A 15202-nucleotide genomic window follows, 5' to 3' on the forward strand; every position below is an offset into this window, starting at 1 on the left:
TCATGTAGAGACTCCGTCTGGGGAATTCTCTACTTCCAACTGGTTCAGGTTTTCGAGGGGACTTCAACCGGCCTGCACTACGGATCCGCCAAGTAGCTGGAAGGTGAGAGAAATGTGCCTTCGATAGACGGCCCGAACCGGTACTTGCCTCATCCATGCAGGTACCTGAAGGCGGACCCGGCCCGCTGAGGTCGGACACCTCGGCCTCCTACCAGCGCGGCACTCAGCTCCATCTTGTCGTCCCTGTACCCCAACGCCCGGTCGAAGACGGGTGCCTGCTGATTGCACTATTAGACCTTGGGGCAGGGAGGGCCTGGGCTGTGTCGTCCGCTCTTTGAGCAATGTAAGACGGACTGCGCTGCGTGGTGGTGCATCGCGCTGCCTCATGATTTGCCGTTGTGCGTTGCTTGTAGCTATCACGAAGGGACATGACTCGTTCGTCAGTACCACTTCTTATTCGCTATGCCCAATGCCCAATGCCCGCTTTAGGCTGATTGCAGTCACTCAGGCCTTAGGACCGAATGACTGCTGCTCATGCGAACCTGCCCGTCGATACGCAGACGGCAAGTCAAGTCTGAAAGCAGGCTATGTCCTCAGCTCAGGAGCCGGCTGCTTGCGATTCTGTAGCGATCAGCCGATTTAGTGAGATAACACAGCGTTGAGCAACGCCGGGTGAGGCTTTAGAGCCGCTCAAACGACTGATACTTGTACATGACCTTGGCCTATGGTGCTTCAAGCTTTTGCTTGTTTCCGATCGACAAGCGTTGGATCTCCGTCAGCGAGTTGGCCCACCACCAGCCACTCGATGTTGTCTAGCTTGAGCCGGGTTACTTGTTTGAAGGCATCCATTAGGTGAGCTTCCACGATGGCTGGTGTCCCTTTTGGGTTGAGTTCTGCGCGCAATGTCATAGTCTCTCTGCGGCCGAGGGTCTCTACGACAAGCTGCGCACGATTGATCTCCGGCACTCGACTCAGCAAGTCTTCGATGTTGCGTGGATAGACAAAAACCTCGCGCACTTTTACACCCTGGCCGACGCGGCCTTGCAGAAGACCAATGCGATCAACGAGGCCGTCTTCTGTCTGGCTCAACGCCTGAGCGACGTCGCCTGTGCCGAATCGAACCAATGGCCACCCGCTTTCCAGTGTCGTGACCACGATTTCACCTGTGCTGCCGACTGGCAAGGGCTCGCCCGATCCCGGGTCACACACCTGGACCAGACGTTCATGGTGAATGCGGTAGCCCTCAAGTCCATCTTGTTCGTACCCGATGAGACCAAAGTCACCGGTCGCATAGGCGGAGAACGTGTTGATGGCATAGCGCTGCTCAAGGTCGCGTCGCTTTTGCATCCAATTGCCCATCTCTCCACCGAGCATGGCGCTTCTGACGCGCCAGTCACGAGGCAACTGACACCCCATGCGTTCCAAGGTCTCGATCAAGGTGATGAAGAAGCTGGTGGACGCACAAATACACGTGATGCCCAACTCCAGAATCAGTTGGGCTTGTTGTTCAGCGCCGCCCGGACCACAAGGGATAGTCGTGGCCCCGGTAGATGCGATGCCTCGGTCAAGCAAAAGACCTGCGGGCACAAGGTGGTAGGACCAAGTATTCAGCACCCGATCGCCAGGACCGATGCCTGCTTGGCTAAAAACCTGTGCGAAACCACGCCCGGTAACATCACTTGAAAGCTCTGGCTCATAGATCGGCCCTGGTGACACAAAGATGCGTCGAATGTCGCGAGCGTCCGCGGCCAGGAAGCCGCCAAAAGGGGGATGTGCTCGTTGGAGGGCGAGTAGTTGGTCTTTGGTCGTGACGGGCAGGCGGGCAAGATCACTGGCGCCGAACAAGTCGGCCGGCGCCATATTCGCCCGCTCATAGATGTCTCGTATGGCTGGGGCTTTCTGGCAAGCGTGGACCTGAATACGCTGAAGTGCTGCGAATCGGTTGGAGCATGGGGGCGTGGTCATGGTTCGGAACTTTGGTTCACTTGCCGGTGAAACGAGGCGCACGTTTTCCCTGGAAGGCCTCCAGCCCCTCTCGAAAGTCGGCGCTGAAAGCATGAGCTTCCGACGCTAGCAGCTCCAAGCGAAGTGCCGTGTCCTCTGATTGATCGAGCCCGTCGTCAACTAGAGACTTCATGCGCTGAAGGCCCAAGGGGCTCTTGGTGGCAATGGTGTCGGCAACCTTCTGGGTCGCTGCCTCTAGCTGCGAGTCGTCCACGACCTGAGTCACCAGCCCGGCTTCTCGCATGTCCTCGGCTGAAACGAATTCCCCGGTGTAGAGGAGGTACTTCGCGCGCGTCGGACCAATCACACGAGGGAGACGGACCGAGCCGCCACCTCCAGGAAGCAGACCGTAATTGGCGTGTGCATCGCCAATCTTTGCGCTTTTGGCAGCGATAACTAGATCGCAGCACAGGACCAACTCCAGCCCCCCCGCGAGGGTAATGCCGTTCAGCGAGGCAATGACCGGCTTGGGGAACCGGTCCAGGCGGTTCATCGTGCGCAAGACACCCGCGAGGAAGGCGCTCGTGCCGTTCTCGCCCAGTTGACCTCGCACGTACTTAAGGTCGGCCCCAGCGCAGAAGGCGCGGCCGGTACCGGTAAGAACAACGGTCATGACGTCGGTGCTTTCCAGCGCCTGGTCCAGCCCCTTGTCGATGGCTTGGAGCACTTTTGGGGTGAGCGAGTTCATTGCATCCGGGCGATTCAGGCGGATCCAAAGAGATCGACTCCGGACTTCGGTAACCACCACTGACTCTGACATGTCTTCTCCATTCTCGGCGTGCTTAGGGATCTCACATTCTGTCAATTGACTATCGAGTAAGTAACTTGGTAATTTCCCTTATGTTACAGACGAAGGGTTTACTGTAAAGTAAAACGAAGGAGTTGCCATGAAATCACAAAGCAGTCAGCTACCGTTGACAGGCGTCAAGGTAGTGGAGTTCGAGGGAATCGGGCCCGGCCCATTGGTGGGCTTTCATCTGGTACAGCTCGGCGCAAGCGTGACCCTGGTCGCACGACCAGGTCGAGGGGCTCTGCCAGCAGAAATGACCCCGCCTACCGATAGCTTGATCAACCGCGGCAAACATCGTGTCACTCTGAACTTGAAGACGCCACAGGATCAAGGTGCCGCAATCGACTTAGTTGCCCAAAGTGATGCCTTGATTGAGGGGAATCGTCCAGGGGTGATGGAGCGGTTAGGTCTGGGGCCTCAAGACTGCGCCAAGGTGAACCCCCGCCTCGTCTACGGTCGAATGACGGGATGGGGACAGGATGGTCCATTGGCCCAAGCCGCAGGCCATGACATGAACTACGTAGCCCTAACCGGACTGATGTCACTGACCGAAACGCCGGGTCATCCTCCTGTTTTGCCTCCCACTGTCTTGGGAGATGCAGCAGGGGCCTTGGGCCTGACGATGGGAATCGTCGCCGGGTTGTTCGACGCGAGAGGGGGCGAAGGAAGGGGCTGCGTAGTCGATGGGGCCATCGTGGACGTGCTGGCCCTTCTGGCGCCCTTGGTTCAGCTCCTCCGCAAGGGTGGTGCTCTAGAGGGGACCGTCGCCAGCGTCTTTCACGACTCACCGTTCTATGACCGGTATCTGTGTGCAGACGGTCGCTATATCACGGTTGGTGCTATTGAGCCGCAGTTCTACGCGCTTCTTCTCGAAAAGATGGGACTGTCGGACGTAGATCCCGCTCAGCAGATGAACAGGGCGTCGTGGCCCGCACTGAAGGTCCGAATAGCAGAGGCATTTGCGTCGAGGTCAAGCAGCCATTGGACTCGAGAACTGGAAGGCACAGATGCCTGTTTCGCACCCGTCCTCACTCTGGAAGAGGCGGCGAAGCATCCCCACAACGTCAGACGCGGTCTGTATCGCCTGACTGACGAGGGCGAGCTTGAGACGGCGCGGGGCTTGCGCTTCCTGCCTCTGGTCGAACAAGACCATTTGAAGTCGCCTCAATGAGGGTTTACCTCTCCCTCTTTTTTTAAGTTTTACTATCCCGTAAACATCCTGAACTACGGGTAACTACGAGCTATTCCGCCAGTATTCAAGAGCCATAAGGAAACAGAGCATGAATGACATCTACGTGATTGGGGTTGGCATGACGCCGTTTGGACGACACCTCGACCTGGACATGAAAGCCCTTACCAGGCAGGCGGTGGAGGCAGCCCTTTCCGATGCCGCTATGCAGAAGGAGCAATTGGAGGCAGCCTTCTTTGGCAACACTTCGCAAGGACACATGGAAGGGCAGCACATGATTCGCGGGCAGATTGTCTTGCGCGCCATGGGCATTGGCCGGGTTCCGGTTGTGAACATCGAGAACGCCTGCGCGAGTGGCTCCTCTGCGTTTGCGCTGGCGTGCAGTCACTTGAAGTCCGGAGCGGGCGATGTCGCCCTCGCGGTGGGAACCGAGAAGATGTTCTCTACCGACAAGGCGCGGATGTTCTCCGTGTTTGACAGCGCCTGGGATATATCCCGTGCACAAGAGATTCGAGATTCCCTGATGAAGCTGGGGAGGGAGGTGCCGGTACCCGAAGGATCGACCTCGCCCAATCCATATAGCGTATTCATGGACGTGTATGCCGCTTTCGCGCGCTCACATATGAGGACGTTCGGAACGACCCAGCGGCAACTCGCGGCTGTGGCTGCCAAGAACCACACCCACTCGGTACATAACCCGCTCTCCCAGTACCGACTGGCATACACCATCGACGAAATTCTGGCCGCGCCGCCCATCACCTATCCGCTGACTCTGCCTATGTGTTCACCAATTTCAGATGGTGCCGCCGCCGCAATCTTGTGCACCGGCAAGGCCTTCAAACGCCTCAATTTGGACGCAAGCCGAGCGATCCGTGTACTGGCATCCGTGGTGCAAAGCGGATCGGACCGCGATGAGTCCGACTACCGCTCCCACTGTACAGCGTTGGCGGCCACCAAGGCCTACGAATTGGCCGGTGTGGGGGCCGCTGACATCTCGGTAGCCGAAGTCCATGACGCCACCGCGATGGGCGAAATCATCCAGTCAGAGAACCTTGGCTTCTGCGAGTTCGGCATGGGCGGTGTTATCGCGGAGAGGGGAGAGACAAGCATCGGAGGGCGGATCCCTATCAACCCATCTGGTGGGCTGGAGTCCAAGGGCCACCCTGTAGGTGCGACCGGGCTTGCACAGATCTATGAGCTGGTCACTCAACTGCGAGGGGAGGCAGGGAAGCGCCAGGTTGAAGGTGCCCGGCTTGCGCTCGCCGAGAACGGCGGGGGCCTGGAAGGCATCGAAGAAGCCGTGGCGTGCATCACGATTCTTGGTCGCTGAATCGCAGACCTAAGTACGAACAAGGAGACAACATGGACATTCAACACGTGGTGGCACTCGTCACTGGAGCAGGATCGGGACTGGGCCTGGCAACCTGCCAGGCATTGGTATCGGCGGGTGCCAAGGTGATGGCAGTGGACGTCGATGAAGAGCGCTTGGTCAACAACGTACTGCCGCTTGGACCAAATGTTCGCATCCAACGAGTCGACGTCTCCAATGATGCTGAGGTGAAAGCTGCAGTCGACTTTGCGGTGCAGGCCTTTGGGTCCCTGCAGGTGGCCGTGAACTGTGCCGGCATTCTTGGGCCGTGCAAGACCTTGAGCAAAGGCGAACTGTTTCCCCTTTCGCTCTGGAACCAGGTTATTTCCGTCAACCTCACGGGCACATTTAACGTCATCCGACATGCGAGCCTGGCGATGTCTCACAACACCGTCAACGAGGACGGCGAGCGAGGTGTGATCGTGAACACCTCTTCCGGAGCGGCATGGCAGGGACAGATGGGGCAGGCAGCCTATAGCGCCACGAAAGCAGGGGTGATGGGAATGACTCTGCCAGTCTCACGTGATCTGGCACAGCACGGAGTGCGTGTCGTCGCAATTGCGCCCGGCCTATTCGAGACTGGCATGTCCGCCGGCATGCCGCCCAAGGTCTCTCAGGGGCTGATCGATAACTCGATCCTTTTCCCCCACCGGATGGGGCGACCGCAGGAGTTTGCCTCACTGGTTCAACACATCGTCGAAAACGCTTACTTCAACGCCACCACCATCAGCCTGGACGCAGGGACTCGCTGACGGTCAGCATCTCAAAAGAAAGAGCTGAACCTATTCTGGGGCTAACTGCAAGGGAGTTTCCATGCAAGTAAGACGACTGATGGATCGCGGAGGAAAGAATGAGTGATCTGCCAAAGGTTACGCACGCTCAGATCGTGCTTTCCGCAAGCCATCTGCTTTTGAAGTTTGGGGGAATCGTGGCCCTGAACGACGTCTCTATTGATGTACGCGACGACGAGTTGTTGGCGGTGATCGGTCCCAACGGAGCAGGAAAGTCGTCGCTGATGAATTGCCTAAGTGGCTTCTATCGTCCCAAGGCAGGCGACATCCGTCTTGGTGAGCACTCCATCAGAGGCATGGGCACGCACGAAGTGGCGGCCCGCGGATTGGCCCGCACGTTTCAAGGTACCCACATCTTCTCGAGCATGACTGTGATAGAGAACCTGATGGTAGGGCGCCACTTGCATATGCGCACCAACCTGATCCAGTCCTTTTGTCATTTGGGACCCTCCGTTCGCGAAGAGGTTGCACACAGGGAAGCAGTGGAGGAAATCATCGAGTTCCTGGAAATCGAGTCAATCCGGCACTCGCCAGTGGGTAGCTTGGGATATGGGCTTCGCAAGCGCGTCGACCTTGGGCGTGCTCTCGCACAGGATCCCAAGATCCTTGTCATGGATGAGCCAATGGCCGGCATGAATACCGAGGAGAAGGAAGATCTGGCCAGGTTCATTCTTGATGTGAGAGAAGCCAAACGCATCCCGATCGTGCTGGTCGAGCACGACATGGGGGTTGTCATGGACCTTGCGGATCGCGTGGCTGTGCTGGACTTTGGCCGAAAGATTGCTGAGGGAACACCCAACGAGATTCAGGCCGATCCTGCCGTATTGAAAGCATATCTGGGTGAGGGGGTGGCATGAACATTCGCATGGCAACACTGCCGCAACTGCTGCGTGACCACGCCAGACGCTCACCGCAGCGACTTTCGCAGCGGCACAAGACGCGTGGTATCTGGCGCGAGTACGACTTCTCACAGGTCCAGCGTAATGTCATGGAGTTGGCCTTGGGTCTCCACCAACTGGGCATTCAACGCGGAGAAACGGTCGCAATCATTGGTGAGAACGAGCCTCAGCATTATTGGGCCGAATACGCGGCGCAGGCAGTCGGGTGCAAGGTGATCTCACTGTATCCGGACCTCACAGCAGATGAAGTGCAGTACCTGCTGGATGACAGTGAGGCCGTCTGCCTCTTTGCGCAGGATCAGGAACAGGTGGACAAAGGGTTGGCGGTGAAGACGGCCGCTCTAAACCTGCGGCACATCGTGTACTGGGACGACACGGGCATGTGGTCGTACCGAGACCCCATCTTGCGCAAGTTTCATCAGTTGCAGAGCGAGGGGCGGTCCCTTGGCGAAAAGGATGAGCTGATGTACGACCGTCTCGTTGATCTGGGACGTCCTGACGACATCGCGGTGCTTTCGTACACCTCAGGCACCACTGGCAAGCCCAAGGGGGTGATCCTTTCGCATCGTAGCTTGGTAGACAACGCTCAACGTCTGATCAATGCCACGAGGGCCAGGCCAGGCACCCAGTACCTGAGCTACATCGCCCCAGCCTGGGCCACAGAGCAGTTCATGGGTCTGGCCTTGGGAATCGGCCTGCCCATGGTGGTCAACTTTCCTGAGGGCCCTGAGCAGGTTCTTGAAAACATTCGCGAACTGGCGGTCGAGGCCATGACATTTGCCCCGCGCCAATGGGAAAGCATGGCATCTTCTGTGCAGGCACACATGCTAGACGCGGGCCGTGTGCGGCGAGGTATTTACGAGTGGGGCTTGAAGGTTGGACATGCTGTGCACGTCGCGCGGATGGACGGCAAGCCCGTGTCGTGTTGGAGTCGGGCCTTGCTGCCCCTCGCCAATGCGCTGGTCCTCAGACCGTTGAGAGATCAACTTGGCCTGACACGCCTGCGTGTGGCCATCTGCGGAGGCGCCACCATGGCCCCAGATGTCTTCCGCATGTTCCATGCGATGGGCGTTCCCTTGAGAAACATCTATGGCTCAACCGAGGTAGGGCTGTTGACGAGCCACCAGGGGGACCGTTTTGACCTGGAAACCGTGGGTCACTGGATGCAGACGCACCCCGAGGCAGGTTCTTCACTGGAGTGGATGCTGACAGCAGACGGAGAGTTGTGCGTAAGGGGGGGGAGCTCGTTCCTTGGTTACTACCGACGCGAAGGCTCTGTCGAGGCCAAGGTCAAAGACGGGTGGTACCAAACGGGAGATGCTGTTACCAAGACGGACCGCGGCGAACTTGTGTTTTTGGAGCGTGTGTCCGACCTGAAGCGTCTCGCCGATGGTCAAACGTTCCCGCCGCAGTTTGTAGAAACCCGCCTTCGCTTCAGCCCGTTCATCAAAGACATCATGACTGTCGGAGATGAAAGGCGCGACTTTGTTGCCGCACTCATCAACATCGACATGGGTGTGCTTTCTCGCTGGGCAGAAGACAAGCGCATTGGTTTCTCGACCTTCACGGATCTCTCGCAGCGCCCAGAGGTGGCCGACCTGCTTAGCCAGGAAATCGCCCGAGTAAACCAGTTCCTGCCGGCTCAGGCGCGGGTGCGGCGTTTCGCCAACTTTCCGAAGGAGCTTGACCCGGATGAGGGCGAGTTGACCCGATCGAGAAAGCTACGTCGAGAGTTTCTGGAAGATCGGTATTCGGCGCTGGTTCAAGGTCTTTACAACGGAGCGCCTGAAGTGACTGTGGTCATCCCGGTGACCTATCAGGATGGACGTCGCAGCCAGTTCACCGCGCAGGTATTCATTCGCGACGTAGCGGCTACCGACCAGACGGCCAAGACCGGTATTTCAAACGGGAGAAAGCGATGATTGATTTCCTGAATTACCTGATCAATGGCGCGTTGACGGGCCTCTTGTATGCACTGATTGCCATGGGTTTTGTGGTGATCTATCGGGCATCAAAGGTGTTCAACTTTGCGCAGGGGGAGTTGGTCGTCTTCGGCGGCTACATGGTCTGGTGGACAGTGATTCAAGTGGGAATGCCGCTGTGGATCGGCCTGCCAGTGGCATTCGTGAGCGCAGCAATCTTTGGCTTGATGATCGAGCGCATCTTCTTTGCGCGACTTGTCGGTGAATCTGTTTTTTCCATGGTGATGGTGACCATCGGTCTTCTGATCCTCATTCGTGGAGTGGTCTTGGTTCTGTTTGGTCCACAGGTCCGCGCCTTTCCGATGGTTTTTCCCATTGATCCGCTGATCTTTGGTGACATCCTGATTTCTCGCTCGATGTTCTATGGTGGGTTGCTCACGATTGCCATTGGCTTTGGACTTTCGTGGTTCTTCAATAAGACGCGTAAGGGCTTGACGATGACCGCAGTGGCCGAAGACCATCAGGTGGCGATGTCAATGGGTATCTCCGTGCAGCGATCCATTGCCTTTGCCTGGATTCTCGGATCTGTGCTTTCCACCTTGGGTGCCATGGTTCACCTGAGTGGCCGATCCATCAACATGCTGAGCTCCGATATCGGCTTGGCAGCGCTTCCTGTTGCATTGCTCGCTGGCTTGGAATCTCTCGCCGGCTTGTTGCTCGCCGGTGTGTTGGTGGGCGTGATTCAAGGTTTGGCATCTGCCTATCTTGATCCTCTGGTTGGCGGAGCAATTGGCTCTGTATTTCCATTCATCATCATGTTGCTGATGCTCTTGATTCGTCCGACCGGCATGTTCGGGTGGAAAACCATCGAAAGGGTTTGATCATGGATCCCGCGGGTATTTTTGCAACCTCCTATCGTCAGGATCAATCGCTTATCCGTACGCGAAATCAAGCAATTGCCCTGTTGATCTTTGTTGTGGTTCTATTTGCCCTGCCGATGGTCGCCGAGGTGCGATCGGTGGCAGTGATGACGTCGATGCTGATCACTGCAGTGGTGGTGCTTGGTCTGCAAATAAATACTGGTCTGGCCGGACAGGTCAATATCGGTCAGGCCGCCTTCATGGGGGTTGGTGCGTACTCGACGGCTGTGCTTGCCAGCAAACTGCACCTCCCATTCTGGCTGACCCTCCCGGCAGGGGGGGTGTTCGCAGCGCTTTTTGGCCTCATTTTTGGTCTTGCTGCTGTTCGGATAAAAGGGTTCTACCTCGCACTCACCACGATTGCTGCACAAATCCTGTTCCACTTCTTCGTGCTCAACCTTCCACAAAAATGGCTGGGTGGTTCAAATGGCATTACCTTGGAACCTGCTGAGTTGCTTGGATTCAAGTTTGAGTCCGATATCGGTGTGTATTACCTGTGTCTCGTGGTCGCGATGGTCATGATCGCGGGGGCATACGGTATTGCACGGAGCCGACATGGACGCATTTTCGCTGCCGTTCGTGATGACGATGTGGCTTCAGGGATGATGGGCATCAACGTAGTGAGGACGAAAGCCCTGGCATTTTTGGTTGGTGCTTTTTATGCCGGTATTGGCGGAGGGCTGTGGGCATACTACGTTCGCTTTGTGTCGATTGACCAGTTCACGCTGATTCATTCAATCTGGTTTATCGCCATGATCATCGTGGGCGGCATGGGCTCGATAACTGGCGCATTGATTGGTGTTTTCGTCATTCGTATGGCTCAGGAGTCCATTACGAGCATGGGGCCTGCACTGATCGAGCGCATTCCGTTGCTAGGCGGAGACTTCGTGTTTGCAGCCATGAATATTTTTCTCGGCGGCATCATCGCTGGCTTTCTTATTTTTGAGCCTCGTGGCCTGATGCATCGTTGGAATATTGCCAAGCGGTCGTATCGAATGTGGCCCTATCCCTATTGAGCATGAACAGTATCTCGACACCCTTTTCACGCTGGTGGGTGGTTGACTTTGGTTAAACAGCGTAATCACCAAGGAGACAAGCTAATGATTGAACAGAAGATAAGTGTTTCGGTCAGAGTACGCCATACTTTGAGCTCGGCGGCTTTATTGACCGTACTGGGCTGCGGCAGCACCGCCTACGCTCAGACGACGTACAACATTGCTGGAATCGCTGATTTCACCGGGCCATTCGCTGACGTGATGAAGGACATCACGGGCTGCCGCAGGGGAGTGCTTGACTGGTGGAATGAGGAGGTGGGCAAATCCCTTGGCGTTACCCTAAAGGTCAAAGAGTATGACGCACGCTACGACGTGGCCCAAGTCGCTTCCCTCTGGCCAGGCATCAAGGCGGAGCTCAACCCGATTGCCGTCTGGGGCCTCGGCGGGCCAGACAGCAATGCGCTGCAGCAGCGATTGCCCAATGACAAGGTGCCCCTGTTGCTAGGAACAGCTGGCTATGGCTTTGCTTGGAAGGATGGCAGCTGGGTGTTCAATGCACGGGCTACTTACCCGCACGAAGCGGCCGGCTTTTACGCTTGGTATCAGAAGAAGATGGGGGGTGGTCCACTGAAGGTCGGCGTGATCTCGTCGGAAGTTTCTCCCGCTTATGTGGACATTCACAAGGGTGTGGAGCGATTTGCCAAGGACAACCCCCAGATCCTAGAGGTGGTGGAGACGATCTACACCGAGGCACAGCCGACGGACCTTACGCAGCAAGTGAATCGACTGCTTCGCAAAGGGGCGACGGTGATTCAGGTCTTCAACAACACGGCATCGGTGGTGGCAACTCGTCGTGCCTTGCAAAGCCTTGGTAAGGGCAACATCCCTATTGTGGTCAGCGCGCACAACGGGTTGCTCTCGTCGGGCAAGGCCTTGGGCGACCTCAACCAGATGGAGGGAAGTTTTGAAGTCTATGGCATGGCCATTGCGACGGAAGACCCGAGCACTGCGCGAGCCTTTTTCGAGAAACTGCGCACCCAGTACAAGACCCAGGCCAATTTCACCTCGCCGTGCATGATGGGGCTGGCAATGTCCCTGCTCACTGTTCGTGCGGTGGAGCAAGTGGTGAAGGTCAAGGGCCCTGCCGGAGTGACGGGCGCGGATGTACGCACGGCTCTGCAAACTAACCCTACCCCAAGCGAGCGGACATTTGGTGTTCTGCCCAACATCAAGTTCAGCAACGAGGCTCCGTTCCCGACTTCTGGGTTGGCGGTGAACATCGGAACGATTGAAAAAGGCAAATACAAGCTGGTCGAAAAAAACGCTCCCGTTCCGAACGTGAACAAGTGGTAATTGACCGCATATCCAGGCCCGCGGCTGCGGGCTTGGAGTGACAAACATTGGAGTTTCCTGTGCTTGAGCTAAATAACGTTGAGGTTCTTTACAGCGAAGTGATTCTGGCTGTAAAGGGCATTACGGCGCGTGTACCAAAGGGCCAGTGCGTTACCCTGCTCGGTGCCAACGGAGCGGGCAAGAGCACGACGCTCAAAGCGATTTCAAACCTCATTCGCACCGAAGATGGTCGAGTCACCGCAGGATTGATCACGTTCGACGGCACCAAAATCACCGGGGCGAACCCGGTAGATGTGGTGAGGCAGGGCCTCGTGCACGTGATGGAGGGGCGCAAGGTTCTGCGCCACATGACGGTCGAGCAGAACCTGGTGGTCGGTGGGCACATGGGTAGCGGGCGAGAGGCCAAGGAAAGGCTAGACGAGGTCTATTCCCGCATCAAGCGCTTGGCCGTCCTGCGCGACCGAACCGCAGGTTATTTGTCGGGAGGAGAGCAGCAACTGCTGGTGATCGGTCGCGCATTGATGTCCCAACCTAAGTTGATGATGATCGATGAGCCGTCGCTCGGATTGGCCCCTTTGATGGTGGAGGAGGTGTACGGCCTTCTTTCCGACTTGAAAGCCAGCGGACTGACTTTGTTGATCGTCGAGCAGAACACCCGCGTCGCGCTTGAACTAGCAGATTACGGCTATGTAATGGAGAGCGGCCGCATCGTGTTGGAGGGTCCTTCTAGCCAACTCAAGAGCAACGAGGATGTTCGTGAGTTCTACCTCGGTCTGACAGTGGAGGGAGAGCGCAAGAGCTTCCGGGACATGAAGCACTACCGTCGCCGCAAGCGCTGGCTCGGTTGAACTGCATTTTTTGACATAAAGAAATTAACCCCAAGGACATCAGATGAGCAGTGTTTCCAACGCTTTCCTCAGCGAACAAGAGGTCATGATTCGGGAGTCGGCCCGCCGCGTAGCGGAGGAGGTCGTGGCCGTCACAGCGGCGCAACGTGACCAAAGCGGTGAGTGGCCCCATGTCGAAATTCAGTCAGTTGCCGAATTGGGGTTCATGGGCATGCTGGCCCCTCAAACACATGGAGGTGGAGGACTCTCTTTCGTGGAGTATTGCCTAGCCATAGAGGAGTTCGCGGTCGCCGATGGCGGCTTTGCCACCATGATGCACGTGCACAACTCATCTGCGCATGTCTTGTGCAATTTCGGCACAGAGGAGCAGAAGGCTCAGCACCTGCCCGGCCTGGCCTCGGCTAAGAACATCGGTGCATTCCTTCTATCGGAACCTCATGCTGGTTCTGACACTGCCTCCATCCGAACCTCCGCTAAGCGCGATGGCGAACACTACGTGATAAATGGTAGCAAGCAATGGATTTCGAATGGCAGCGAAGCGGGTTTCGCCTTTGTCGTGGCGGCCACGGGGGAGCCTGGGTCTCGGAATCGATTCAGCCTATTTATTGTTGACCCCAAGGATCCTGGCTATCAGGTGCTCCGTATCGAGAGCAAGCTCGGACAGCACACCGCGCACACTGCACAGATTCAGTTGGACAACCTGCGCGTTCCAGTCGGCAATCTGGTGGGAGAAGAAGGGCGAGGATATGCAAAGGCGCTGTCGCTCTTGTCAGACGGGCGCATCGCGATTGCCGCCCTGGCGATTGGTGTTGCACGCGCTGCGCTTGAGGCTGCCATTCGTTACGCCAAAGATCGGGAAGCCTACGGTAAGCCGATTTCGGCACTCCAAGCCGTCAGCTTCGATCTGGCCGACATGGTGATGCAGGTTGAGGTGGCTCGCCAGTATATGATCTACGCCGCGCGCCGGCGAGACGCGGGGCTTCCCTCAGACAAAGAAGCTTCGATTGCCAAGCTGTATGCCAGTGAGATGGCAGAGAAGGTCTGCTCTGCAGCGATTCAAGTCCATGGTGGCTACGGCTACGTTTCGGACTTTCCGGTGGAGCGCTATTACCGAGATGTTCGCGTGACCAAAATTTACGAAGGTACCAGCCACATTCAGAAGCTGATTATTGCGCGCCAGATTTTGGCTGAGTGAGTATCTGGACAAGCCGCCGAGAGCGGCTGCCCGAGGTCATTGGATATCATGTTTGACTAACTACTATCTCCACTTAGCAAAGCGCGACCTCTAACCTTATGAGCCAATCCATCGAAGCGGAACCCAAGCCACGGGCGCGTTCAGCGACCAAGCGCGCCACCAAAGGGGCGAGGTGGAACAACGCTGTTAGTGGTGCGGATGAGCAGTACGAGCTCAAGCGGCAGGCAGTGATTGCTGAAGCGTCTAAAGCCTTTGGGCGCCATGGGTCACAAAACGTCTCGCTTGACGAGATTGCCAACGCACTCAACGTTACAAAGCCTGCCCTTTACTACTATTTCAAGAGCAAGCGGGAACTCATTTATGAATGCCATGAGCTGGCGATGAAAATCGGCGATCAGGTCTTGAAAGACGCGATCGCATCAGAGTCCACTGGGTACGGACGGATCACGGCGTTCATGCGGAATTACATCTCGCACCTGACAGATCAGATGGGAGCTCCCGCGATCCTGCACGACTTTTCTGCCATGACGCCAGCGGATCGTAAAAAGATCACCGTACGCCGGAGAAAGTTTGACCTCCAGCTTCGCAACATCATAGAAGAGGGCATTCGGGACGGTTCCATTGCATCTTGTGATGCAAGGCTCGCGGTGTTTTGGTTCATGGGGGCGATCAGTTCGATTTCGCAGTGGTACCGCGCTGACGGCACACTCACTGGCGATCAGGTAGCAGAGGTATTCATCCGCTTCCTATTGGATGGCATACGTCCGCAGGCTGCTTATATCTCTTGAGGCTCACAAGCGAGTGTCCGCTTGCAGACGCGCGCATGTGAGGGCAGCTGGCATTCGCGGTAAGGTGGCCGGTTGAAGTCCCCTCGAAAACCTGAACCAGTTGGAAGTAGAGAATTCCCCAGACGGAGTCTCTACATGA

General features: G+C 56.8%; 13 protein-coding genes. 11 read left to right on the forward strand and 2 right to left on the reverse strand.

Annotated elements, in window-relative coordinates; all coding sequences use genetic code 11:
- Positions 1 to 732: 732 nt before the first annotated feature.
- On the reverse strand, positions 733 to 1965 hold the full coding sequence (locus FVQ98_RS18995) for a phenylacetate--CoA ligase family protein (RefSeq protein WP_187265814.1): 1233 nt from the start codon (positions 1963 to 1965) through the stop codon (positions 733 to 735).
- A gap of 16 nt (positions 1966 to 1981) precedes the next feature.
- Complete coding sequence (locus FVQ98_RS19000) at positions 1982 to 2764, reverse strand: enoyl-CoA hydratase/isomerase family protein (RefSeq protein ID WP_147915026.1); 783 nt, start codon at positions 2762 to 2764, stop codon at positions 1982 to 1984.
- A 127-nt stretch (positions 2765 to 2891) separates the two neighbouring features.
- Between FVQ98_RS19000 and FVQ98_RS19005 the strand changes: the two genes are divergently transcribed.
- From FVQ98_RS19005 to FVQ98_RS19055, 11 genes are all read left to right on the forward strand, one after another.
- Positions 2892 to 3965, forward strand: a complete 1074-nt coding sequence (locus tag FVQ98_RS19005; RefSeq protein WP_147915027.1) for a CaiB/BaiF CoA transferase family protein — start codon at positions 2892 to 2894, stop codon at positions 3963 to 3965.
- A gap of 109 nt (positions 3966 to 4074) precedes the next feature.
- Positions 4075 to 5313, forward strand: a complete 1239-nt coding sequence (locus FVQ98_RS19010) for a thiolase family protein (RefSeq protein ID WP_147915028.1) — start codon at positions 4075 to 4077, stop codon at positions 5311 to 5313.
- Positions 5314 to 5345: 32 nt separating this feature from the next.
- Complete coding sequence (locus tag FVQ98_RS19015) at positions 5346 to 6104, forward strand: SDR family NAD(P)-dependent oxidoreductase (RefSeq protein WP_147915029.1); 759 nt, start codon at positions 5346 to 5348, stop codon at positions 6102 to 6104.
- Between the two features lie 98 nt (positions 6105 to 6202).
- Positions 6203 to 7000 (forward strand): ABC transporter ATP-binding protein, encoded by a 798-nt coding sequence (locus tag FVQ98_RS19020; RefSeq protein ID WP_147915030.1) that lies wholly within the window; start codon positions 6203 to 6205, stop codon positions 6998 to 7000.
- The gene (locus FVQ98_RS19025) at positions 6997 to 8964 is read left to right on the forward strand and encodes an AMP-dependent synthetase/ligase (RefSeq protein WP_255507864.1); all 1968 of its coding nucleotides are present in this window, start codon (positions 6997 to 6999) and stop codon (positions 8962 to 8964) included. Before FVQ98_RS19020 ends, FVQ98_RS19025 begins: the two co-directional genes overlap by 4 nt.
- On the forward strand, positions 8961 to 9845 hold the full coding sequence (locus tag FVQ98_RS19030; RefSeq protein WP_147915031.1) for a branched-chain amino acid ABC transporter permease: 885 nt from the start codon (positions 8961 to 8963) through the stop codon (positions 9843 to 9845). The genes FVQ98_RS19025 and FVQ98_RS19030 overlap by 4 nt, the downstream gene beginning before the upstream one ends.
- A gap of 2 nt (positions 9846 to 9847) precedes the next feature.
- A complete protein-coding gene (locus tag FVQ98_RS19035) occupies positions 9848 to 10900 on the forward strand; it encodes a branched-chain amino acid ABC transporter permease (RefSeq protein WP_147915032.1) in 1053 nt (350 codons plus the stop codon).
- Positions 10901 to 10984: 84 nt separating this feature from the next.
- The gene (locus tag FVQ98_RS19040) at positions 10985 to 12232 is read left to right on the forward strand and encodes an ABC transporter substrate-binding protein (protein ID WP_147915033.1); all 1248 of its coding nucleotides are present in this window, start codon (positions 10985 to 10987) and stop codon (positions 12230 to 12232) included.
- Positions 12233 to 12279: 47 nt separating this feature from the next.
- On the forward strand, positions 12280 to 13080 hold the full coding sequence (locus FVQ98_RS19045; protein WP_222707628.1) for an ABC transporter ATP-binding protein: 801 nt from the start codon (positions 12280 to 12282) through the stop codon (positions 13078 to 13080).
- Between the two features lie 43 nt (positions 13081 to 13123).
- The gene (locus FVQ98_RS19050) at positions 13124 to 14275 is read left to right on the forward strand and encodes an acyl-CoA dehydrogenase family protein (RefSeq protein ID WP_147915034.1); all 1152 of its coding nucleotides are present in this window, start codon (positions 13124 to 13126) and stop codon (positions 14273 to 14275) included.
- Positions 14276 to 14373: 98 nt separating this feature from the next.
- The gene (locus FVQ98_RS19055; RefSeq protein ID WP_147915035.1) at positions 14374 to 15063 is read left to right on the forward strand and encodes a TetR/AcrR family transcriptional regulator; all 690 of its coding nucleotides are present in this window, start codon (positions 14374 to 14376) and stop codon (positions 15061 to 15063) included.
- The last annotated feature ends 139 nt before the right edge of the window (positions 15064 to 15202 follow it).

This window comes from Ottowia flava, assembly GCF_008017535.1.
GTDB classification, from domain to species: domain Bacteria; phylum Pseudomonadota; class Gammaproteobacteria; order Burkholderiales; family Burkholderiaceae_C; genus Ottowia; species Ottowia flava.